21 protein-coding genes are annotated in these 22,635 nt (G+C 63.0%); 5 read left to right on the forward strand and 16 right to left on the reverse strand.

Translation table 11 applies throughout. From position 1 onward, the window contains the following. Window positions 1-2: 2 nt before the first annotated feature. Entirely contained in the window at window positions 3-770 is a 768-nt protein-coding gene (srlA, locus tag AC3CB8_RS00800) for a PTS glucitol/sorbitol transporter subunit IIC (protein WP_023795000.1), read from the reverse strand. A gap of 53 nt (window positions 771-823) precedes the next feature. After that, on the reverse strand, window positions 824-1,261 hold the full coding sequence (locus AC3CB8_RS00805; RefSeq protein ID WP_023774176.1) for a transcriptional regulator GutM: 438 nt from the start codon (window positions 1,259-1,261) through the stop codon (window positions 824-826). Window positions 1,262-1,453: 192 nt separating this feature from the next. Between AC3CB8_RS00805 and AC3CB8_RS00810 the strand changes: the two genes are divergently transcribed. Further along, window positions 1,454-2,095: a hypothetical protein gene (locus AC3CB8_RS00810; protein ID WP_023774175.1), complete on the forward strand. Its 642-nt coding sequence runs from the start codon at window positions 1,454-1,456 to the stop codon at window positions 2,093-2,095. A 108-nt stretch (window positions 2,096-2,203) separates the two neighbouring features. Continuing rightward, complete coding sequence (locus AC3CB8_RS00815) at window positions 2,204-2,878, forward strand: HAD family hydrolase (RefSeq protein WP_023774174.1); 675 nt, start codon at window positions 2,204-2,206, stop codon at window positions 2,876-2,878. 10 nt (window positions 2,879-2,888) lie between these two features. Here AC3CB8_RS00815 and AC3CB8_RS00820 read toward each other — a convergent pair whose 3' ends face one another. The 6 genes from AC3CB8_RS00820 to AC3CB8_RS00845 form a co-directional block, all read right to left on the reverse strand. Then, window positions 2,889-4,022 (reverse strand): DUF930 domain-containing protein, encoded by a 1,134-nt coding sequence (locus AC3CB8_RS00820; RefSeq protein WP_352564107.1) that lies wholly within the window; start codon window positions 4,020-4,022, stop codon window positions 2,889-2,891. Window positions 4,023-4,132: 110 nt separating this feature from the next. Then, window positions 4,133-4,888 (reverse strand): 5'/3'-nucleotidase SurE, encoded by a 756-nt coding sequence (locus AC3CB8_RS00825; protein ID WP_352564108.1) that lies wholly within the window; start codon window positions 4,886-4,888, stop codon window positions 4,133-4,135. Next, window positions 4,885-6,051, reverse strand: a complete 1,167-nt coding sequence (locus AC3CB8_RS00830; RefSeq protein ID WP_023783627.1) for an MBL fold metallo-hydrolase — start codon at window positions 6,049-6,051, stop codon at window positions 4,885-4,887. The genes AC3CB8_RS00825 and AC3CB8_RS00830 overlap by 4 nt, the downstream gene beginning before the upstream one ends. Continuing rightward, window positions 6,051-7,130, reverse strand: coding sequence for an ABC transporter ATP-binding protein (locus AC3CB8_RS00835; protein ID WP_023783628.1), 1,080 nt, complete (start codon window positions 7,128-7,130; stop codon window positions 6,051-6,053). The genes AC3CB8_RS00830 and AC3CB8_RS00835 overlap by 1 nt, the downstream gene beginning before the upstream one ends. Next, on the reverse strand, window positions 7,118-8,821 hold the full coding sequence (locus tag AC3CB8_RS00840; RefSeq protein ID WP_023783629.1) for an ABC transporter permease: 1,704 nt from the start codon (window positions 8,819-8,821) through the stop codon (window positions 7,118-7,120). The genes AC3CB8_RS00835 and AC3CB8_RS00840 overlap by 13 nt, the downstream gene beginning before the upstream one ends. Before the next feature lie 66 nt (window positions 8,822-8,887). Continuing rightward, a complete protein-coding gene (locus AC3CB8_RS00845) occupies window positions 8,888-9,874 on the reverse strand; it encodes an ABC transporter substrate-binding protein (RefSeq protein WP_352564109.1) in 987 nt (328 codons plus the stop codon). A 263-nt stretch (window positions 9,875-10,137) separates the two neighbouring features. Between AC3CB8_RS00845 and AC3CB8_RS00850 the strand changes: the two genes are divergently transcribed. Then, a complete protein-coding gene (locus AC3CB8_RS00850) occupies window positions 10,138-11,109 on the forward strand; it encodes a sugar-binding transcriptional regulator (protein ID WP_023783631.1) in 972 nt (323 codons plus the stop codon). Between the two features lie 14 nt (window positions 11,110-11,123). On the opposite strand, the gene AC3CB8_RS00855 is transcribed toward AC3CB8_RS00850, so the two are convergent. The 5 genes from AC3CB8_RS00855 to AC3CB8_RS00875 form a co-directional block, all read right to left on the reverse strand. Beyond that, window positions 11,124-11,492 (reverse strand): hypothetical protein, encoded by a 369-nt coding sequence (locus AC3CB8_RS00855; protein ID WP_023774166.1) that lies wholly within the window; start codon window positions 11,490-11,492, stop codon window positions 11,124-11,126. Window positions 11,493-11,602: 110 nt separating this feature from the next. Continuing rightward, window positions 11,603-12,967 carry a pyruvate dehydrogenase complex dihydrolipoamide acetyltransferase gene (locus tag AC3CB8_RS00860; RefSeq protein ID WP_352564110.1) on the reverse strand — a complete coding sequence of 455 codons (1,365 nt, stop codon included), beginning with the start codon at window positions 12,965-12,967 and terminating at the stop codon, window positions 11,603-11,605. Between the two features lie 3 nt (window positions 12,968-12,970). Continuing rightward, window positions 12,971-13,969, reverse strand: coding sequence for an alpha-ketoacid dehydrogenase subunit beta (locus AC3CB8_RS00865; protein ID WP_023774165.1), 999 nt, complete (start codon window positions 13,967-13,969; stop codon window positions 12,971-12,973). Beyond that, window positions 13,969-14,997: a thiamine pyrophosphate-dependent dehydrogenase E1 component subunit alpha gene (locus AC3CB8_RS00870; RefSeq protein ID WP_352726592.1), complete on the reverse strand. Its 1,029-nt coding sequence runs from the start codon at window positions 14,995-14,997 to the stop codon at window positions 13,969-13,971. The genes AC3CB8_RS00865 and AC3CB8_RS00870 overlap by 1 nt, the downstream gene beginning before the upstream one ends. 2 nt (window positions 14,998-14,999) lie before the next feature. Beyond that, window positions 15,000-16,328 (reverse strand): NAD(P)H-dependent oxidoreductase, encoded by a 1,329-nt coding sequence (locus tag AC3CB8_RS00875; protein ID WP_023774163.1) that lies wholly within the window; start codon window positions 16,326-16,328, stop codon window positions 15,000-15,002. 301 nt (window positions 16,329-16,629) lie between these two features. Between AC3CB8_RS00875 and AC3CB8_RS00880 the strand changes: the two genes are divergently transcribed. Further along, window positions 16,630-17,685 carry a thioesterase domain-containing protein gene (locus tag AC3CB8_RS00880; protein WP_352564111.1) on the forward strand — a complete coding sequence of 352 codons (1,056 nt, stop codon included), beginning with the start codon at window positions 16,630-16,632 and terminating at the stop codon, window positions 17,683-17,685. Next, a complete protein-coding gene (locus AC3CB8_RS00885) occupies window positions 17,682-19,154 on the forward strand; it encodes a class I adenylate-forming enzyme family protein (protein ID WP_352564112.1) in 1,473 nt (490 codons plus the stop codon). The genes AC3CB8_RS00880 and AC3CB8_RS00885 overlap by 4 nt, the downstream gene beginning before the upstream one ends. Here AC3CB8_RS00885 and AC3CB8_RS00890 read toward each other — a convergent pair. From AC3CB8_RS00890 to AC3CB8_RS00900, 3 genes are read right to left on the reverse strand one after another with little or no spacing between them, the layout of a single operon-like run. Next, entirely contained in the window at window positions 19,151-21,124 is a 1,974-nt protein-coding gene (locus AC3CB8_RS00890) for a tripartite tricarboxylate transporter permease (protein ID WP_023774160.1), read from the reverse strand. The genes AC3CB8_RS00885 and AC3CB8_RS00890 overlap by 4 nt on opposite strands. A 20-nt stretch (window positions 21,125-21,144) precedes the next feature. Continuing rightward, the gene (locus AC3CB8_RS00895; RefSeq protein WP_352564113.1) at window positions 21,145-22,152 is read right to left on the reverse strand and encodes a Bug family tripartite tricarboxylate transporter substrate binding protein; all 1,008 of its coding nucleotides are present in this window, start codon (window positions 22,150-22,152) and stop codon (window positions 21,145-21,147) included. 37 nt (window positions 22,153-22,189) lie between these two features. After that, a complete protein-coding gene (locus AC3CB8_RS00900) occupies window positions 22,190-22,591 on the reverse strand; it encodes a hypothetical protein (protein WP_245273881.1) in 402 nt (133 codons plus the stop codon). Window positions 22,592-22,635 lie beyond the last annotated feature (44 nt).

A 22,635-nucleotide genomic window follows, 5' to 3' on the forward strand; every position in this document is an offset into this window, starting at 1 on the left:
CCTTACAGCTCGACGCCCTGGCGGCGTGCCATGATGGCGGTGATGCGCTCGGTCAGCATGCCCTTGAGCAGGATGACGACGAGGCCGACGATGGCGTACCAGATGGCAACCTTGACATGGTAGCCGGCGGCAATGACGCCCCGCTTCTCGAGATCGAGCAAGGCCACGAGCATGCCTCCCCAGACGAAATATTCGCCAGGGTTGATGTGCGGAAAGAGGCCGAGCGGCGGATGCACGTAGGACACGGCCGCGTCATAGAAGGCCGGCTTGTGCTTTTCTTCCAGGAACGAGCCGAAGGTGTAAGCCATCGGGTTGGTGAGGAAGAACACCGCCAGCAGCGGCAGCACGGTGTAGCGAGTCAGCGCGATACGGCCAGCGCCACGCGCCAGACCGTGAACCCGCTCTTCGCCGACCAGTTCGGTGACGGCGTAAAATGCGGTCATCAGCACCACAAGCGTCGGGATGATGCCGGTGACAAAGCCGGCGAAAACCTCGCCGCCCTTCTGGAAAATGCCGATGAAGTACTTGCCGATGGCAGTGAGCCAGCCAAGCTGCTCTTCCTGCTGCAGGTTTTTCAGCTGCTCCTTCAGCTGATCGGCGGTGACCGGCCCGCTGTCGGTCTGCGCCTGCGCCAGGACCACGAGATGATCGGAAGCATGCTCGACGGCGAGCTTGCCATGCAATGCAGCATCCGAGACCATGGCACCCGCGACATGCAAATTGTGCACGGCCATGTCGGCATGCTGCGCCAACAACGAAAATACAGACATTTCTCCTCCTTATGCCGGCCCGCCGGTAGATCCCAGTCGGCGCACGGCCTCCTCTAAGCCCTTGCTACATTCAAGCCGGCCAAACCCGGCTTCTTCCCCGGCTCCGACCGTGCTTTGTCGATCTGTTCGATCGCCCGCTTCACGGCCTCGGCCACACCGGGTTCCCCCTCCCCCATGATCGCAGGGTTGGACCGGAGTCGATCGAGGGGAACGCCCTCGAATTCTTCATGTCGCTTGAATTTGGTGAACACGGAACGGCCACTCATCACCATCATGCGGCGCACGATCAAGTCGGGCGTAACCACGACCAGCGCGATCGTTCCCTTGGCAAATCGGCCGCGAAAATTGCCGGCTCCGACGAAGCCGTCCTTGAACTGGTCGGTGACGCCGCGGAAGACATCCGAATAGTGCCGCATCTGCAGCCAGACGCCGAGCGACTGCAACGCCCACACAATAACCAGCAGAAGCAGTCCCCACTGCCAAATCGCCATTCGGTTCTCCTCCCGAAGCCTCGGTCGAGGCGCACCTTGGACCGGCGCGCGACAACAGCAAAGTGAGAACATTTGTTTCCGCCAATGTCAATATGTATGATATTGGCCTCTACCACGGTCATCCACAAGGCCGCTGCGCGATTACCGCGACGGCACGACTGTGATAACCTGTTGGGAAACGGGATACAGAAAATGGAACTGCCCTTCAGGGACGAACTGGCCCTCATGCCCGACCTGCGCCACCGGCTGCGGCAGTTGCGCTGGTTCCGCGCCACCTTCCGCGGCAGCGCCAAGGTGGTTTCGGACACATTCGGCGTACGCTTCGACATCGACGAGGCGAAGCTGACCCGGGCTTTTCTCGATTGGGTCGAGGTCATGGAAGCGCAGAAACGTTTTGCCGCGATCGACCGCGCCGATTTCATCGTCTTTGCCGCCGGCCTCGTGCTGCGCGAACTGATAAAACAGGCGCCGGCTCGGGAAATCTCCGGCCTCACCCAGCTCATCGAAACGGATCAGAATGCCGGCACGCTGGACATCATCCGTTTCTGGCCGGAAGGCTTTCTCTACACCAACTACTGTGTCTCGGTGATTTCGGCGATCTACGAGCAGGAGTTTGGCTCGGCGCCCAGTATCGACAAATGCGCCGACGACCTGCGCACCTGGTGGTCCTATCGCGAGAACGTCACCGAAATTCCGGCGTATGCCGTGGCTTTCCTCGACCGCTTCCTGGGGGCGGAACCGAACTGGATCACGCCCGATCGCGCACAGTCGCGGCAGGCCATGCAGCGGGCGCTAGGGTCCTCCCGCGCCAGCGACGTCTTGCGCCAGCTTTGAATCGGCCTCTATTACCCCCTATCCACGAGGCCGAGCGTGCCCGCTATTGAACATTTGACTTTTTGCCGATAGCGATGTGCGAAATCGGACAGAGGCCGGGAGAAACGCGTGGCGCCGTCAAGACTGATCATTTTCGATTGCGACGGCGTTCTCGTCGACAGCGAGCCGCTGGCCGCCAAGGCCTATGAACGTGTCTACGATAAGCATGGCATGCCGGGCGTTCACGGCGGCATCATCGCCCAGTGCGTCGGCATGAAACAGGCCGACATCATCGTCAGGATCAAGGAGTTGACCGGCCATCAGTTTCCCGCGTCGGCCGACGGCGATATCTGGGCCGAGACCAAGGTGCTTTTCACCGAAGAGTTGAAGCCAACGCCTGGAATAGGCTCGTTTCTGGAAACGCTTGCCGGCGACCGCTGCGTTGCCTCTTCATCCTCCATCGAGCGTATAAACCACAGCCTGGCGGTGACCGGACTGGCACGCTTCTTCGGCGATGCGATCTACAGTTCCTCGATGGTCAAGAACGGCAAGCCGGCGCCGGACATCTTCCTTTTCGCGGCTGCCGGGATGGGCGCCAAACCAGCCGACTGCATCGTCATCGAGGACTCGCCTTTCGGCATCCAGGGCGCGGTTGCCGCCGGCATGACGGCGATCGGCTACACCGGCGGCGGCCATACCTATGCCGAGCATGCCGCACGGCTGACGGCGGCCGGCGCCGATCTCGTCTGCGCCGACTGGCATGAAGTTAGCCGGCAATTGGCTGGACTTGGTGTGCCAGCCTAAGTGGCAGAGGCTAAAGAGGATGGTTTGGCGGCCATTCGCTGCGTGGAATCTCGGAGCCGACACGGAAGCCGAACGACAGGACCCTGGTCGCCTCGGCATCCACCTCGCATCGGAAGCTCAGTTGGTACCATGTGGTTGTCGTGCTGAAGGCCGCTTCGGGGCGGTCGAGAACATTGCCGGTTTTCAGCGGGATCGTCGGCAGCCATTTGGGAGAATAGTCGGCACCCTGCAGCTCCTGGTCCAGCACGTTGGCGCAAAGGGTCGCAACGCGCTGACTTCGAGGTACGCCGCTCATGGAACTCGTGGCCAACGCGTCGCCGGTAGCACCCTGCGAGTAGAGTCTCCGAACCCCCGGAAGACCGGAATACATCGGTGATCCAGCACCTGCGTCGTTCGTGGGATTTGAGGCGGTGGCTTTTCCGGCCCGGGACTTCAGGGCCTTTTCTGACTTGAACTTCATCGTCTTGACGACTTTGGCCTTGGGCTTTTCGGTCGCGGGCCCGGTCTTGGCGTCGCTCTCGGCTGGCGACGGCTTCGGCTCTACGGCTGCTTGCTGATCGGCGGCTTTTGGCGCAGCCAGCCGTTTATCAGCGTCCGCCGTGACCTGCTTATCCTCGCTCGGCGTGGGCTTGGCGACGGTCGGCTCGGTTGGCGGATTCTCATCGGCCTTGCTCGCATCCGGCCGCGGCTCCGCGTTTGCCGTGGCGGGGGGGTTGTCCTCGGCGGACTTGGGCTCAACCGGAGGCTTCGAAGCGTCATCCTTTGCAGGCGACGGCGCATTGTCCTTGGCCGCCGCCCCATCCGGGGATTTCTTCGGTCCTGCATCTTTGTCGCCATACTGGAAAACGCGCTTCAAAGCGGTGTCATCAGGTTGTTTGCGCGGCTGTTCGGGTGGTTTTTCAACCTTCTGCTCGGGGGGCTTCTCAGCCTTCGGTTCCGGCGGTTTCTCGGCCTTGAGCGGCTGCGGTTTTGGCTTGTCGGGCGGAGGCACGAGCGCGACGCTTATCGGTTGCTCCTGCTGCGGCTCTTGTGAGGCTTTTGACAGGCCGTGGATGAAGAACGATGCGACAAGCGCATGCAGCACCAGCGATGCGGTCAAGGCCCACAGCAGATTCCGGCGCCATTCGCGTGTCTCGTCCTTCATCTCTTCCGATGTGGAATGAAATAGCGGCGGCTTCAAGCATAAGGACCGGATTGGCGCCATTTAGCCGCTGACAGCTTGGTGATCTGAATGATGCCGCGCAGCGAGATCGGCTAGCTTTGCCACCAGCGTGGGATTCCGTCCAGAAATCCTTCGTCCAGCCGCGTTTCGCCAAACCAGTTCAGCCGGTTGATGCTGACGAAGCCGGCATCGATCGCCGCGTTTTCGTCGCCCGGCCCACTGGCATGCACGCGCCCACGCGGCACGGTGATGACCGTGCGATCGCCGTCGCTTTCCATCACCTCGGCCGTGCGGCCGATCTTGTCGCGGCCGATGCGCGGCTGTCGGATTTCGGCCGGCAGCGCGGTCGGCAGGTTGACGCTCAGCCAATGTCCCTCTGTCGCCCAATCGGCGCGCGATTGCCAGAGCGAGGCGATCAGCCTGCCCAGCCATTCGTCGTCGCCATCGGCGAATTCAGGATTCTTCACGCGCGAAAAGCCGATCGCCGGTACGCCCCAGAAAGTCGCTTCGCGGGCAATACCCAGCGTGCCGGAATAGGCGATATCCTCGGCGACGTTGCGGCCGTCATTGATGCCCGACAATACGAGGTCAGGTTTCGGTTCATCAGCGAACAGCCACGTCATGGCGCTCACCACGCAATCGGCTGGCGTGCCGGAGCACGAATACCAGTTCGGCTTGACGCGCCGCATCATCAGCTGCCTGGCGATGGTCAGCGACGAGCCGGCGGCGGTGCGCTTGCCGTCCGGCGCAACCACCCAGACATCGTCGCTCAACCCGCGAACGGCATTCACGAGACGGGCAAGACCCTGCGCTTCGATGCCGTCATCGTTGCAGATCAGGATTCTCATGATGCGCTTCCTTGCCGCACCGTGATGCGTTGGCCCGTACGGCATTGCGTGAGCAACGACGGGATATGGCCTTTCAACTCGCCAAGAAGATCGGGGGCGCAGGAATGCCCCAGTGCCCTGGGGCGTCCCGCCTTCTCCCAGATGCCGACATTGCCCGATAGTGTCGGGTGAGTGGGCATGCGGATCCAGTCCGCCCGGCCGGCCTTGTGCATGAGATCGCCCGGAGAGCCCAAGGGCAGATGTCCCGTGAGCAGCACCGGAAACCCGGCATCGTCGGCGCGAGGCAACAGTAGCGACGACGGGCCGGCCTCGCCCATGCCGTCATCGGCCAGCAGGGGCAGCGAAGGCAGCGGGTCGGCGTCGGTCCAGTCCACGGCACTCCGCAGCCGCAAGCGCAGCATCTCGGATGCGCCCGGCAGCAGCGCTGAAGTGGCGGCGACCTGCGCTTCGAGCGACGAACGCATGCCGGCGTGGATGGCGAACGACCCGGGCAAGGCCGCGATCAGTTCCAGCGATCGGCCAGACAGCGGCGTCGGCAAGAGGCATCCCTGCGGATGCCGCGCCACCCATTCGGAAATTTCTTGCGCCCGGGCAGCCCCCGGCACGGGATCCGCGCCGTAGGAGGCATCGAAGACCAGGAGATCGCAGTGCCGGATCGTGTCCATGACGAACACATTGCTGTCAGGCACCACATCGGCGGAATAGGCGACGCGGCTTGTCCCGTCATCGACGGCGAACCAGACCCCGCCAGCGACATGACCTGAACGTCCCGTGCTGACGACGAGATTGCCGCTAGCGAGCGTGTCGCCGGGCTCGAAGAGCTCGATGCGGTTTTCGGGCAAGGGAAATCGCCTGAAATCCTCCGGCTCGGCATAGGCGGCGAGCGTGGCCGGCGCCTCGGCGCGGGTCTCCGCCGTCATGAAGATCGGACCGCTATAGCCGCGTGACAACAGCCAGCTCAGCGCGCCGACATGATCCTCATGGGCATGCGAAACGAAAACGGCGGCGATATTGTCGATCTGTCCGTTGAGCGCTGGATAGTATTCCGCCCCCGAAGCGCCGACCTTGATGCCGACATCGAGCAGGATGCGATGGTCGCCGCTGTTGACGGCGAGGCTGGTGCGGCCCTTTTCTCCGAAGCCGCCGGCAAGGTCCACCATCATCACGGGGCCGTCCCCGCCGCCGGGACCAGCCAGCCGGATTTTATGCGCAGGCGCGCTTGCGCCCCGTTCACCAGCACAACCGGGTCGGGCTGCTCGAAATGCAAGGTGAGGTCGGGACCAGCGGCCGGTGCGAATTCAATCCGCGCCGCGCCGCCCTGGTAGATTGCCCGCTTGACGAGACCGTCGACGCCCGAGGCATCGGCCGAAAGCTCGATATCGGCGGAGCGGCAGCAGATCTTGGCGCCGGCGCGCGGCCGCTCGCCAAGCCGGCAACGGACCACCAGCTCGGTTCCGAGAACCCGGACCTTGCAATGGCCGTTTTCCTCGCTGGCCAACACGTCCGCCGGAAGCAGAATGCCTTGTGAAATGAAGGAGGCTACCATTTCATTTGCCGGCTTATGATAGAGTTCGCGCGGGGTCGCGAGCTGCGCCAGGCGTCCATGGTCCATCACCGCGATGCGGTCGGCCAGCGCCATCGCCTCGGCCTGGTCGTGGGTGATGTAGACGATGGTCGTGCCCGTGCGCTTGTGGAAGGCGGCGAACTCGTCCTCCATCGATGCTCTGAGATGGACGTCGAGGTTGGCGAGCGGCTCGTCGAATAGCACCAGCGAGGGTGTCGCCACCAGGCAACGCGCCAAGGCCACGCGCTGGCGCTGGCCGCCGGAAAGATTGGCGGGCCGGCGCTCGCCCAGCCCCTGCAGATTGACCAAGGCGAGCGCGTCTTCCACTTTTTGGCGCGCAACCGCCTTGTCGAGCTTAGCCACCTTCAGCGAATACCCAATATTCTCGGCGACGCTCATATGCGGCCACAGCGCGTAATTCTGGAAGACGATGCCGACGCGCCGCTTTTCCGGCGCGACGCTGCCGCCGCTGTTCGACACGACATCGCTGCCGATGCGGATTTCGCCCGAGGTCACCTTTTCGAAACCGGCGACCAGTCGCAGCAATGTCGTCTTGCCACAGCCGGAGGGGCCGAGCACCGCCAGAAACTCGCCGTCAGCGACATCTATCGAGACATCCTCCACGGCGTCGAAATCGGCGAAGCTTTTGGTCACATGGTCCAGGGTTAGTCGCGCCATGGCAGAACTCCGCTCGGAAGATGAGGGGCAAGCAGGTTGGTCACCAGCATCAGCACGAAGGTGACCGCGACCGTGATGACCGACATCGCCGCTGCATAATTGGAATCGCCGCCCTGCTCGAAGGAAAACATGACAACGCCAATAGTCTCCGAGTCCGACGACCACAGCAGCGCCGAGACGGTGAGTTCGCTGAGCGCCGTCATGAAGATCAGCAGGCCGCCGGCGATCGCCGCCGGCGCGACCAGCGGAAAGACGATGGTGCGCATGCGCGTGAACAGGCCGGCGCCCGCCACCTGTGCGGCTTCTTCAAGTGCCCGATCGATCTGGTGGTAGCCGCTGATGGTCGGCCGCAGCGCCAGCACCAGGAAGCGGGCGAGATAGGCGTAGAGGATGATCCAGACGGTGTTGTAGAGCTGGACGCCGGTTAGCGGAATCGGCCGCAGGAACAAGAGCAGCGAGGCGATCGCCAGCACCACGCCGGGCAAGGCGTACGGCAGTTCGACCGACAAATTGAGCAGTCGCACCCAGCGCTGCTTGCCCCAAGCGATGAGGTAGCCGACCGGCACGGCAACGACGACCGCGAAGAAGGCGGCGGCGATCGACAGCCAGAAACTGTTGAAGAAGGCGCGGTTGGCGGCATCGTGTTCGAACAGCACGAAGCGGTAATTGTCGAGCGTCGCCGTCTTGGCGGTGAGTGCGATGCCGTAGCCCGGCACCAGCGAGGTCAGTACGAGCCCGAACAGCGGCAGGACCAGCACCAGCACGATGAGCAGCCACAGGCCGGCCTCGGCGACCGGCCGCCAGCGGCGCAGTTCATAGGGTTCGGCAGGCAGCGATGTCGAGGAGATGCGGTAGTCCCGACGGCGGCTCACCACCTCCTGGGCAAGGATGCCGGCCATGGCGATGATGCCGATCAGCACCGACAGGCACGCGGTCTCGCCGAGTACCGCCGGCCCCCCGCCGGCCAGCTTCTGATAGATGAGCGTCGGCAGCACCAGATAGTTGGCGGGAATGCCGAGGAAGGCTGGAATGCCGAAATTGCCGACGCAGGAGACGAAGGCCAGCGCCGCGGCCGCCATGATCGACGGCGTCATCAAAGGCAACACGATGGTGATCAGTACGGTGAACCAGCCGGCGCCGCCGGCCCGCGCGGCCTCGACCAGCTCGCGCGGCAGCTTGCGCAGGCCGGCCCGCACCAGCAGGAACACGAGCGGGCCGTATTGGACGCCGAGCAAAAGGACGATGCCCGAGGTCGAGTAGAGCGGGTTCTTCGTGCCGAGCGGCGGCGCTGCACCGAAAAGCTTGAGGAATGGGCTGGCAGGGCCGAACAGTTGCAGCCAGGCCAGCGCCGTCACCTGCGGCGCGATCATCAGCGGCATGACGTAGCAGAGCACGAGGGCGCTTCGGCCACGTATGTCGGTCAGCGAGACGAGCACCGCCACCAGCGTTCCCGACAGCACCGCCAGAAGAGTGCCGCCGATGCCGACGACCAGCGTATGCCATGTCGCGATCCAGGTTGCGGGGCTGGCAAGTCCGGCCTCCACGGCCACCGTCGACAAGACACCGCCGGGTGCCACGATCTCCTTGACGAGGCGCAGCATGGGCAGCAGCGAAAGCAGGACGATAACGACGGCCACCGCCGCCGTCAGGACCATTTCCTGGCCCCGGCTCTCCCTGATGCGTGTCGGCATGATTGCGTTTCCTGGGATCGGTGCGGGCGGCATGCCGTCGAAACGGCATCCCGCCGCGTTGCCGGCTCAGCCGCCGAACAGGTCCTGGAACTTCGCCTTGTCGGCGTCGGTCTTGGCGACGATCGCCTTGGTGTCGAACGGCATCACGTTGACCTTCACGCCTTCCGGCAGCCATTCGGGACGACCGACCGAGGCGCGTGCCGGCAGGTAACCCATCGACAGTGCCAGCTTCTGGCCTTCATCGGACAGAATGAAGTCGACGAACTTTTTCGCGCCGTCGACGTTCTTGGCTGTCTTCATGATGGCCACTGGTTCTGTCACGGCCGGCACGCCTTCAGAGGGGAACACGAATTCGACGGGCGAACCCTTCTTCTTGGCGTTCATCGCCATGAAGTCGACGAGGATGCCATAGGGCTTCTCGCCCGATGCCACCGACTTCAGCACCGCGCCATTGCCGCGCACGCTGACGGTATTGTTGGTCTTCAGCTTCTGGAAGAAATCCCAGCCATAATTGCTGTCGCCGGCGAAGCCCGAAAGCAGGTAGGCGGCCGCACCGGAATAGAGCGGGCTCGGCATGACCAGGCTGTCGGCATAGGCCGGCTTGGCGAGGTCCGCCCAATGCTGCGGCTTTTCGGCGGCAGCGGTATTGTAGACGATGCCGGTGGTGATCAGCTTGCTGCCGAAATAAGTCTTGTCGGCGTCATAGGCATCCGCCTCGATGCCGTCGAGCTTGGCCTCGGGATAGGCCAGCAGCCGGTCGTCCTTCTTCAGCAGTTCCATCGACACCGCGTCGGCGATCAGCAGCACGTCGGGCTGCGGGCTGCCTGCGGCGAACTCGGCCGCCAGCTTGGTCAGGATGTCGCTGGTTCCGGAGCGATAGATGGTGACGTCGATGTCGGGCTGTGCCTTCTTGAAGGCATCCACGGTCTTGGCTGCATCTGCCTCGGGCTGGGATGTGTAGAGCGTCAGTGTTTCAGCATTTGCCACGCCGGCAAACAAAATTGCCGCGAGCGCCAGCTGGCTAGCCAGCTGCTTGATGAAGTGCGTCTTCATGAGACCTCCTGTCGTGTCTGTGCATGACCGGTCCGGCCGCTGGCCAGCACCCCGTCTCTTCCTCCCTGCACGGCGCATATGACTGGTGGATGACACAGCGCGTGAAACCAACAAAATATGTTCATATGTACGATGTCAATTACAAATGATCACAATTATGCGATAATCGGCCTGCCGCGAACCCGACATCCGATTGACATAAGAGCGGCCTTTCCCGGATGAGGACAACGCCGGCCGCCATGACGCATGAGGGACGACAATCCATGCCCACGCAAAAGCCCGCACCGGCTCGCCTGCCGATGGTCTCGTCGGACCTCAGCGTCAAGACGGCATGGCTCTATTACGTCGAGGGCTTCACGCAGGAGCAGATCGCCGAAAAGCTCGGTGTCTCCAGGGTGAAGGTCATGCGTACGCTGGCCGCCTGTACCGCTGAAGGCATCGTCGTTACCACGATCAACGCGCCGACAGCCGAACAGGTGGCGCTTGAGCGGAAACTGGAAAAACGCTGGGCCCTCAACGCCGCGGTCGTCATCCCGACACCCTCGGTTCACGACCATCTGGAGAAGGCCATCGGCCACGCCGTGGCGGCCTATCTCGGCGAGCAGATGCAGGATGGCATGACGCTGGCGATCGGCGGTGGCGCCACGCTGCATGCCAGCGTGAGCTTCCTCGCCCGCCGGCACTTGAAGCGCGCCTCCGTGGTGGCGCTTGTCGGCAGCCTGCCGCATTCGCAATGGATCAATCCGTCGATCGTGGCCGCCAAGGTCGCCGATGTGTTCGAGGTCGACAGCTATCAGATCACGGCGCCGGTAATGGTGGAGGACCCTTCACTGCGCGATCTCCTGTGGGCCCAGCCGACGCTGCAGGACGTGCGCCGGCGCGCCGCGGCGGCCGATATCGCATTGCTCACCGTCGGCGACATGTCGCCCGATGCAACCATCTTCCGGCATGGCATCGTGCCGTCATCGCTGATTACACCCTTGAAGGCAAAAGGCGCGGTCGCCAACATGCTGTGCTATTTCGTCGATGCCACCGGCAGGCTCGTCGACCACGAAGTCAACCGGCGCGTGATGGCGATCGATCTCGATGTCGTCGCCCATGTGCCGAATGTCGTGCTGGCCGCCGGCGGAAAGCGCAAGGTGGCGGCAATCCTCGCCGCGCTCAAGGCTGTCAGCACCAATGTGCTGATCACCGACAGCGACACCGCTGTGGAGTTGCTGGCCAAGGCCGGCTAAGACGCCTGCAGGGCTTAAATCAATCCGCGCTCGCGCAAAAAATCCTCGACGCCGACATGGGTCATGGATTCGAATTCGGCGATCGCTTCGGCCACGCGTCTACGCTGCCCCGCCAGCAGCGTGAACACCTGCTTCATCTCGCCCGAAACGCCAAAACGGTTCCAGCGCTCGGCGATATGAGCGGGCAGGCCGATATCATTGCAGAACGCATCGAGGCTGTCGTAGCCGAGGCCGACGACAAGCCGCCTTGTCTCTTCCGCCGACATGCGTGGCTCGAAAGCATGATCGTGCAGGCGCTGCGCCACCAGCTTGATGTCGGAAGGCGATGCACCCATGACCTTGCCGAACAAGGTTTTGACGTCAGACGGGTCGAATGCAGGCATGTTGGCCTCCCTTGGTCGCGATCACCAGAGAACATGGGTCAAGGGTCGGTGCCTGACAAGTCGTTTCATCATGAGCCGGCGCACCATTGGCGCCGGCTTACGGCAGGAGACTAGACCAGCATGCCCATCGGATTCTCGATCAGCTTCTTGAAGGCGACCAGCAATTCGGCCCCCAGCGCGCCATCAACCGCACGATGGTCGGTCGACAGCGTCACCGACATCACTGTCGCGATCTTGATCTCGCCATTCCTGACCACCGCCCGCTGCTCGCCCGCGCCGACCGCCAGGATCGTCGCATGCGGCGGGTTGATGACGGCGGCAAAGTCCTTGATGCCGAACATGCCGAGATTGGAGACGGCGGTCGTGCCGCCTTGATACTCTTCCGGCTTCAGCTTGCGGCTGCGGGCGCGGCTGGCCAGGTCCTTCATCTCGTTGGAAATGACCGACAGCGTCTTGTCGTCCGCATGCCGGATGATCGGCGTGATCAGGCCACCGGGGATCGACACGGCCACCCCGACATCGGCATGCTTGTGTTTGACCATGGCGCTCTCGGTCCATGAGGCATTGGCATCCGGCACCGCCTTCAGCGCCATCGCCATCGCCTTGATGACCATGTCATTGACCGACAACTTGTAGACGGGCGCCTCACCCTTTTCGGTCTTTTTCACCGGCGCAGCGGCATTGAGCTGAGTGCGTAAAGCCAGCAGCGCGTCGAGTTCGCAGTCGAGCGTCAGATAGAAATGCGGGATGGTGGTTTTTGCTTCGACCAGGCGCCGCGCGATGGTCTTGCGCATGTTGTCGTGAGGGACGAGTTCGTAGGAGCCTTGCTCGAACAGTTTCAGCACCTGCTCGTCCGACATCGCCTTCACCGGCGGGGCGGAGGCAGGGACCGGAGCTTCGGTAGCGACCGCCGGAGCTTGCTTGGCGCCGCCCTTGGCAATCGCCGCGTCGATATCCGCCTTGACCACACGGCCGTGTGGGCCGGTGCCGGATATGGCTGAAAGAGTGAGGCCCGCCTCGCGCGCCAGACGGCGAGCCAGCGGTGTCGCGCGGCCGCCCGACGCAGATTGGCCAATCTCCCCCCTCGTGGGGGAGATGCCCGGCAGGGCAGAGGGGAGTGTGAGGGGACGGGACGCTAGTGGGACAGCGCCCCCCCTTGTCGGCTTCGCCGACATCTCCCCCACGAGAGGCGAGATTGGCGTCCCATTCTGCTTCGCGCCAGCTCCATAGGTCTCATCCTCGGCATAGATCCAGGCAACCGCCGATCCGACCGCAATATCGACTCCTTCCTTGCCGGTCACGTCGCGCAACACACCGCTTGCCGGAGCGTCGATCTCCATCGCCGCCTTGTCGGTTTCGATCTCGAACAGCAAATCGCCCTTCTTCACGGTGGCGCCTTCCTCGGCGAACCAGCGCGAAATCTGTCCGGTCGCCATATCCATGTCGACCTTGGGAAGAATGACTTCGGTCGGCATGGATCAGCGGACCCCTTTGACGAGGTCGCGCGCGGCGGTGACGATGTCCGGAACCTGCGGCACCGTGGCTTTTTCCAGTTCCGGATTGTAGGGGATCGGCGTTTCCGCACCGCCCAGCCGCACGATCGGCGCATCGAGATAATCGAACGCCTCGCTCTCGGCGATCATGGCGCTGACCTCGGCGCCGATGCCCAGCGTCTTGACCGCCTCATAGACGCACATCAGCCGCGACGTCTTCTTGACGCTGTCGATGACCGTCTGCTTGTCCATCGGCCGGATGGTCCGGAGGTCGACGACTTCGACGTCGATGCCCTCGGCTTCCAGCGCGGCAGCGGCGTCGAGCGCCTTCTGCACCATGATCGAGGTGGCGACGATGGTGAGATCGCGGCCCTCGCGGCGGATATCTGCCTTGCCGATCGGAACGGTGTAATAGCCTTCAGGCACCGGGCCCTTCATCTTGTAGAGCAGCTTGTGCTCGAAGATCATCACTGGATCGGGATCGGCGACAGCAGCCAGAAGCATGCCCTTGGCATCATGTGGTGTCGCCGGCTGGATAACCTTGAGACCCGGCACGTGGCCAAGCCAGGCTTCCAGGCTCTGGCTGTGCTGCGCGGCGGCGCCTGTTCCGGAGCCGGCGGGAAAGCGCATCACGACGGGCACCGAAACCTCGCCGCCCAGCATGAACCGCATCTTGGCAGCCTGGTTGACGATCTGCTCCATGGCCAGCGTGGCGAAATCGGAGAACTGGAATTCGAAGATCGGCCGCATGCCGGTCAGCGCGGCGCCGACAGCGACGCCCGCGCCGCCGAGTTCCGAGATCGGCGTGTCCAGCACCCGGTCCGCGCCGTAACGATCGACGAGGTCGCCGGTCACCTGGAAGGCGCCGCCATAGACGCCGATGTCCTCGCCCATCAGGAAGACGCGCTCGTCCATGTCCATGGCGATTGCCATGGCTTCCTGGATCGCCTGGGCGTAGCTCAGTTCACGCACCATCGCGTCCATCACGCCTGCTCCGTATACACGTAATTGCCGGTCTCGCTGACGTCAGGCGACGGGCTCGCCTTGGCGAACTCGATGCTGTCGACGATCTCCCGCGCCACCCCCTCGCGGATGGCTTCGATGCCCTTGTCGTCGATGAATCCGAATTCCCGCAACTCGTTTTCGAACAGCGTGATCGGATCGCGGTTCGACATCCAGTCCTCGATCTCTTCCTTGGTCCGGTAGCGATTGCGGTCGCTCTTGGAATGGCCGCGATGGCGATAGGTCTTGGATTCGATCAGCGTCGGCCCCTCGCCCGCACGTGCCCGCTCGACCGCCTTGTAAGAAGCCTCGGCGACCTCGGAAAAGATGTTGCCGTTGACGATGACGCCCGGCATCGAATAGGCGGCGGCCCGATCAGCGATATTCTTCACCGCGGTGGACCGGGCCGTCGATGTCGACATGCCGTAGCCATTGTTCTCGCAAACGAAAATGACAGGCAGCTTCCAGACCGCGGCCATGTTGAGCGCCTCGTGGAAGGCGCCTTCATTGTTGGCGCCGTCGCCGAAGAAGGAGACCACGACCTTGCCGGTCTTCATCATCTTGGCGGACAGCGCGGCGCCGACGGCAATCGGAATGCCGCCGCCGACAATGCCATTGGCGCCGAGATTGCCCTTGGCGACATCGGCAATGTGCATCGAACCGCCGCGGCCCTTGCAGTAGCCGGTGGTCTTGCCGAAGAATTCCGCGAACATGCGCTTGACCTCGGCGCCCTTGGCGATGCAGTGGCCATGCCCCCGATGGGTCGAGGTGATCTGGTCGTCCTCGCCAAGCGGCATGCATATGCCCATGGCGCTGGCCTCCTGGCCGATCGACAGATGCATGGTGCCGTGGATGAGGCCGCGCGTGTAGCTTTCCTCCGCGCCCTCTTCGAAGCGGCGGATGAGGTACATCTTGTAGAGCACCTGCTTCAGCTGCTCGGCGCTGTACTGGCGATAGACGAAGGGCAGGTTGGCGCGGCTGTCCGCGACGGCTTTGCTGGCTCCGGCCATGATTACGCCTCCACGGTGCCGTAGACGAGCTTGTCCTGGCGCGCGCGCAGTTCGGCGATCTTGGAGCCCGCTGCCGGGGCGGCATTGGCGTAGGTGATAAGCTCACCCTTCTTGATCGGCGCCGTCACCGACCCGCCCTGCAGCAGGCCGCAGGGAATGGCCCTTGCGGCATGCGCTTCCGGTGCAGTCATGATCCAGGCGCGGTAGCAATATTCGCCGATCGCATCGAGCTTCTCGCCGGGCTGCATGTCCTTCTTGGCCACGGCGGCCACTTCGGCTACCGGCTTGGCCAGCGGCACCATGTCGGCCTTGCCGTAGAGCACGACGCGGGCGCAGGTCAGCGGCACTTCAAGCGAGGTCAGGTGATAGGGACGGTGGAAAGTGAAATAAGGGCCCTTGCCCATCTTCAAATCTTCCATGCGCTCCGAGATGCGCGGATGCGACATGTCGGCGACGACGAAGACGCCGGGGGCAACGCCCTTGCCGATCGAATAGTCGACGACGCCGACCCTGGACAGCACACCGCCATCCTTTTGCGGCACCAGGACCTTGGAGAGTTCACCAAGCGTCGCGGCCGGGCCATGCATGCCGGCCTTGTCGGGCACCAGACCTGTGGCGTTGGCGATCGCCGCCATCTCGACCATGGTTTTCGAGCCGTCGACGAACTCGACCAGCATGCGCACATTCATGTGCCGGCGCCTGGCCTCTTCCTCATAGGCGGGCGGCGTGGCGTCGATGTTGAGCGGATTGTTCTTGCCCTTGCCGGCGGCAACGATTGGGTGGCCCATCGCCGAGACGAATTCGATCAGCTCCATGCAGGAGGACGGCTCGTCGCCGGCGCCCAGCGAATAGGTGACGCCGAGCCGGTCGGCTTCGCTCTTGAGATAGGCGCCGATGGTGACGTCGGCCTCGACATTCATCATCACCAGATGCTTGCCATGCTCCATCGCGCGCAAGCCGATTTCGGCGCCGACGGCGGGAACGCCGGTGGCATCGATGACGACGTCTATAAGATCGTTGTTGATGACCAGGCCGGCGTCGTTGGTCACCGCCACCTTGCCGGCCTCCATGGCGGCCGTCATCGCCGAGGCGTTCGACACCTCGCGCGCATGCCCGGTTTCCTGGAAGGCGATGTCCACCGCCTTGCTGGCGGCCGGCAGGTTCAGCTCGGAGATCGCCCCGATCTCTATGCCCGACATATGGGCGACGCGGGTGACGATGTCGGTTCCCATCTCGCCCGAGCCGATCAGCCCGATGCGGATCGGCTTGCCCGATTTGCCGCGTTCCTCGAGATCGCGGGCAAGGCCCGTCAACGAAACATTGGACGCCATACCGCTCATTCCTCCCATAATGCAGGCTCGTTCAATTGCCTGACGGGTATTGAACATCTGTATTTCTGTCAAGACTAATGTCCAAATCCGCGTGCTTTTGCAGCACTTTCACAAGGCATTCAGCAGGACGAAAAACCTGTTGAAGAGCCGGCAAATCGCGGGATTCGGCATTGCCGTCACTGGACTGCACGCAACGGCTGTTCGCGAGCGTCTCATCGCGCGGCGCACAGGACACTTGTTAGGAGCTCTCACCCTGCGTAAAAGCATTAGCAGTGAACACCCATCGGTTAGGGGTTTTCCGATGAACGTCCTACAACGGGCAAGACCTATGCCGCCGCCGGGCGATGGACCGGCCCATGCGATTGCCGGCATCTTCGCCGCGGAATTGAAGGTGCCGGCCGTCGGCTTCGACGACAATTTCTTCGATCTCGGCGGCGATTCGCTGATGGCGGAGACTCTGGTGCTCGCCGTGCAAAAGCGGTTCGGCGTGAAATTGCAGACTTCCGTCCTGCTCGAAGCGCAGACACCCCGCGAATTCGGCCGGTTGATCGCATCGCTGGTGCCGGAGCATCCGGCCCGTGAGCTGATCGTGCCCGTGTCCGGCAGCGTCGGCCAGGAGCCGATCGCGATGATCCACGGCATCACCGGCTCGGCCTTGTTCGCCAATCGCTTCAGCAGGCGTCTGAAAGAGAAATACGCGATCATGGCGGTGCGCGGCATGGGCACGGAAACCGGCGAGACGCCCTATTCCACCATGGCCGAAATTGGCACCAACTATTTTGAAGCCTTCACCTCGGTAACAGGCAGGCACCCTGAAGTCATCGGCGGCATATGCGTGGGTGGCCTGCTCGCGATCGAGGTCGGACGGCTGAGCCATGAGGCGACGGGCAAGCGGCCGGCAATCGTGCTCATCGATCCGCCGTCGCCAGGTTCGGCCTGGCTGAAGCCGATGCCCGACGATCGCCTCACCGAGAGGAGGCGGCGCGATATCGTGCGCAAGGTGGTCTACTGGCGCCTGTTGCGAGACACGCTGACGACGGTCGGCTTCGGACAGACCCGCCTGGGCCGCCATCTGCGCAAGAAAGCATACAAGAGCGCGCTGCTGCAGGCCGCGGCCGGTTTCGTGCCCTCGTCCTATCCCTGCGACATCCTCATTCTCGCCAGTTCGGAATGGGGAGCCACTACAGTGAAGGACTACAAGGGCTGGGCATCTGACAAGGCCAGCGTGAAAACGGTCGTCATGCCGGGTACGCATAACAAATTCCGCAAGGCCAACATGGACGCGATCGACGCGGAGATCTTGACCTTCCTTTCCGCCCGGAGCGAAGCCGCGCGCGAAAACCCGCATCGTCAATGAGTTTTGGTCGGCAGATATTAGAGGCCTTCGCCGCGCATGGCGACAAGGTCGCGATGGTCAGCGGCCGGTCTGATATCACCTACTCCCAGGCCCTGACGCAGAGCGGGCATCTTGCAGCCAATTTCAGCGCATCGGACATCCGGCCGGGCGACCGCGTCGGCCTCGCCATGGTCGACAACATCGACGTGATCCTTTCCATCCTCGCCTGCTGGAAGATCGGCGCGACCCCTGTTGTCGTTGACTTTCGAACTCCCAGGAGTCAGCGAGCCAGGCAGGCCCGCGACTTCGATCTTAGAATGGTTTTCGAAAGCCGCGCCATGCCGGGCGATGAGGTCTATCCGAACGCCCTTTTCGACGCTGGCTGGAAATCGGCCCCGGCGCCGGGATCCGACGTCGGCCCCCCGCCGAACGATGCCGACCCGGCCTTTTTGATCTTTTCATCCGGCACGACGGGCGATCCAAAGGCCTACACCCAGTCGCATGAGGCGCTCGCCAGGCGCATCGCGGCGCGCCGGAGCGTCGTGGAGGGAACCGCCAAGCGATTCCTGACCCCGATGGCCCTGTCATACTCGGCAATGCGCCACCAGGTTCTTGGCTATCTGCTTTATGGCGGCGTCGTCCGGTTCTTCCCGCCCCTGTTCACTCCCTCGGAACTCATCGAGGCGCTGTTATCGTTCCACGCAAGCGGCACGGCGCTGGCACCATCGGTGATTGCACGGATGGTCAAGGAAGCAGGCGAACGCGCGAGCCACCTCCTTCCCGAGCTTTCTGTTCTTTACAGCATAGGCGGACCGGCCAGAGGCGAAGACAAGATCGCTGCCTACCGTTATCTCTCCTCCGGATACCGGATCAGCTACTCATCGAGCCTTACCGGCATCATATCCTCGCTATGGGGCGGGGATATTCTGGCAAAGCCGGAAAGCGCCGGCCGTCCGGTCGCCGGCGTACAGGTCGAAATCCTCGGCGCCGATGGCCGCGTATTGCCGCAAGGTGAGCGCGGGCTGATCAAGGCGTGGACCCCGACCATGGCATCCGCGGTCCTGATGCCCGGCAACCGCCTGTTCGTCGATCCGCAGATCATGAGCTCCGACTGGGGCATCCCTGGCGATATAGGATTTCTGGACGCCGACGGATTTATCACAATCGTCGATCGGGAGGCCGATATGATTGTTCGCGGCGGTGTCAGCGTGGCGCCGCAGGAGCTTGAAAAGCTGATCCGCACCCATGCCAAGGTGCAGGACGTCGCCGTGGCCGGCTTTCCAGATGAGACCATGGGGCAGGAAATCGCTGCCTTCATCGTCTCCGACCGGGGAACAGTCGAGGAATTCCAGGCTTTCATGCGCGCCAACATCGCGCCCGACCGGCGCCCGCGCGAGATACGGCTCGTTGCAACGCTGCCTTACAGCGGCAACGGCAAGCTGCTGCGCCGCCAGATGGTCGAAGCACTGCTGCCCCATAAGGGTTCTTAGAAAATCCCACCGATGCCTGCGAGCCACGGCGTCGGCCAGGGCTGGGATGCCAGCATGTCGAAGACCGAATAGACAAAGGCCGTCGCGGCGGCAGCGATCACCAGGGGTGGCCGCCTCGACTTTGTTCCAAGCACCACTATGCTGCAGGCAACGAAAATAAAGGTCGCTGCCAGGTGCCCGACCAACAGGATGAGAAAGGCGAGGGCTAGGCAAAGGCCGATGATCGCGAGATTGCCTTTCATGGTGGGTTCCGAAACCGGAGACCATTCGCCTGGTATCGCGGCAGGCGCGGATCGGACAGGCGTGGCCCGCCTGCGCCATCGCAGCGACGTCTGCACTGTGGTCACCAGCGAAAACGCCATCAGCAATCCGGCCGTGATGATCGGGAAGATGGCGGCCTCGAAGGGAAAGCCGGTCACGGCCGTCACCAACGCCGCGAACGCAAGCAATGTCATGGTGGCGCCTGCGACAATGTCTGGCAGCGCGGGTGGCAGCGGTCCGCCGGAATTTCTGGCCCTGAACCACGACAGCGTCTGCCTGACGACCCCGAACACGGCCAGTCCAAGCAGGATGAGCACCAGCGGCTGGGCAAGCCACGACCAGCCGGAAATCTGATAGGCGAGAAAGAAATAGTTCTCGAGGCTGGGGCCGAGCACGAAGCCCAGGGAAAAGGCCGAGCGTGGCCAGTTGAGTTCCTTCATCGCCATGCCGACGGCGCCGACGCCGATGACCAGCGCGAAATCGAAGGCGCTCATATTGGTCTGGTATGCGCCAACCACGATGAAAGTGACCACCAGTGGCACCAGTATGGCGGCCGGAACCTGCGCCACGCGCGCCAGCGGCCGGGTCAGCACAAGGCAGGTCACCGCGCCCACGATATTCGCCACGGCGATGCTGAACACCATCGACATGGTGAGCGCGGCATTCTTGCCCAGCATGTCAGGGCCGGGAACGAGCCCATGGACGACAAACGCGCCGAGCAGGATGCTCATCGAGGCTGAACCCGGCACGCCGAAGGCGATGGTCGGGATGAGCGAGCCGCCCTCCTTGGCATTGTTGGCGCTCTCGGGCGCGATGACACCCCTGACATTGCCTTGGCCGAATTTCGGTCCCGAGCCAGGCCGCCGTGACGCATGGCCATAGGCGATCCAGTCCAGCACCGCGATGCCGACACCGGGAACCGCGCCAAGCAGCGAACCGATGCTGCTGCATCGCAGCACCAGCGGCCACTCCCGCAACGTGTCCCTGATGCCTTGCCACATGCCCGCATAGGTCGGTCGCTCCGCATTGCCCTGGATGGAGCCACGCAACAGGAGCGAAGCCAGCTCCGGTAGGCCGAACAGGCCGAGAAACACCAGGGCCACCGGCAGACCGTCCCAAAGATAGATTTCACCGAAGGTCCACCGGTCGATGCCGGCGATCTTATCGATGCCGACAAACGAGGCGAGCATGCCGAACATGGCCGCAGCCAGCCCCTTCAGCGGCTGGCTCCCGGCCAGCATCGCGACGATAGAGAGGCCGAAGGCACAGATGGCGAAGAAGTCCGGCGTCTTTAGATAGAGGACAAGCGGTCGCATGATGGGAATAGCTGCGGCAAGCACCAGGGCGCCGAACACGCCGCCAATCATCGACGCGGAATAGGAGGCGCCGAAGGCGCGCGCGGCTTCGCCCTTTTTGGCCATGGCATGGCCGTCGAGCACCGTCGCCGCCGCGCCGACCGAGCCCGGAACCCCGAACAGGATGGCCGGGATCGTATCGGAGGTCGTATTGACCGATCCCATACCGAGCAGGAGCGCGAAGGCGGCATAGGCGTCCATGTTGTAGGTCATGGGGATGAGCAAGGCCATCGCGAACAGCCCGCCAATGCCCGGGACAACGCCGACGACGAGGCCGACGAAAACGCCGGTCACCAGCATCAGCATGCGAAACGGCTGGGCCATCTCGACGACGGCGGTGAGGATCAGATCCACCGTTGAGCCTCGGCGGGAATCTACTTCACCAGATTTCTGGCGGTCTCGAACACATTCGGATCCACCTTCAACTGCTTCGAGACAAGCCGGCTTATATCTTCGCCGCTGGTGGCGTTGACGGTCATCTCACTGAGCTTGCCGACGTCAGCCAGGAATGCCGGATCCCTGACCATCTCCATATATCCCTTGCGCAGCGCTTCGACCGTCTCCTTGGGCGTGCCCGGTGGGACAACCAACGGGTGATGGAACTGCAAGGTCGTCTCGATGAGCGCGGCCGCCTCCCGGACCTTGGTATCCTCGATCTTGTCACTGAACCGAATAAGCTTCTCCTTGCCTGCGACGGTGCCTGAACCGAACGTCCCGATGAGGTTGAGCGTATCGCGGTTTCCGGAGATGTTGTAACTGGAAACTCCGCACATTCCGGCGATTTCGCCCCGCTGCATCGCCAGTTCGATGTCGGCTGTGCCTTCAAAGCCCGTCACGATCTTGAACTTCGCCTTCAGTCCATTCTTGACCAGCGCCGCGAAAATATAGGTCACACTGCTCTTGCCCGTCGCCCCTATCAGGAAATCAGACCGCAGGAACTTGTCCATCGTGTCGACGCCGGAGCTTTTGGCCGTCAGGCAATAGGCCGGCTCGTTGACGAGCGAGCCGATCCACTGCAGGGCAAGCGGATCGAAATTGGCGTTCTGGGGATCGAGCACTGGCGCATATGACATGGCTTCGCTGACGGAAGCGATGACGCTGCCGTCGGACGGCTCGCTGCCCAGCACCATCTTGGTGAGTTTCAGGCTGCCGCCCCCGGGCACATTTTGGACCACTATATCCGGATTGCCTGGAAGGAACCGGCCGAAGTGGCGAGCGATCAGCCGCGATGTCTGGTCATAGCCCCCGCCGGGGCCATAGCCGACCTTGATCGTGATTGTCTTGAATTCGACCGCTTGCGCCTGGGCGCCCATGGCGAAGACAATACTCGCGGCAAGGAAGGGAACGGCGCGCAATGCGCGCAAGAAGATCACGACTAACATATCAACCCCCGTGCAGAACCCCCATGGCATTTTAGCGCTACGATGTCGCGATTGATAGCGCCCGCGGCCAGATCAGGCTGAAATACAGCACGCGTGTACGACAAGCCGGTGGTCGCAAAAATTCTCGCGATTCGAGACCGGGGTTGTGGGAGGATGAGCTTCGTCTTATGGAGCGAGCATCCGATTTGGAGCCGTGGCGAAGTTTGTAATGAGCTGGAAACCGGCCAAGGGCCTTGTTGATCTGCTGAATCACAATTGGCCTGTCAGAAAGGCCAAGGCTTTTCGCAACGCCTTGGTTGAGCGTGATTTTCGCGGGCGCGGCGTTGCCGAAGGCCTGAAATTCGCCGAGGAGCTGCGGCAAACCGGCTCCCGGCGCTTCTGCTTTGTCATTGCCTTCAACACGCCCTGGGTCATCGATGCGCTCACCCGAGCCTGGCAATTATATTCCTCGGGAATGACGCTGGTGGTCATCGACAATTCATC

The organism is Mesorhizobium sp. P160927, assembly GCF_057766385.1.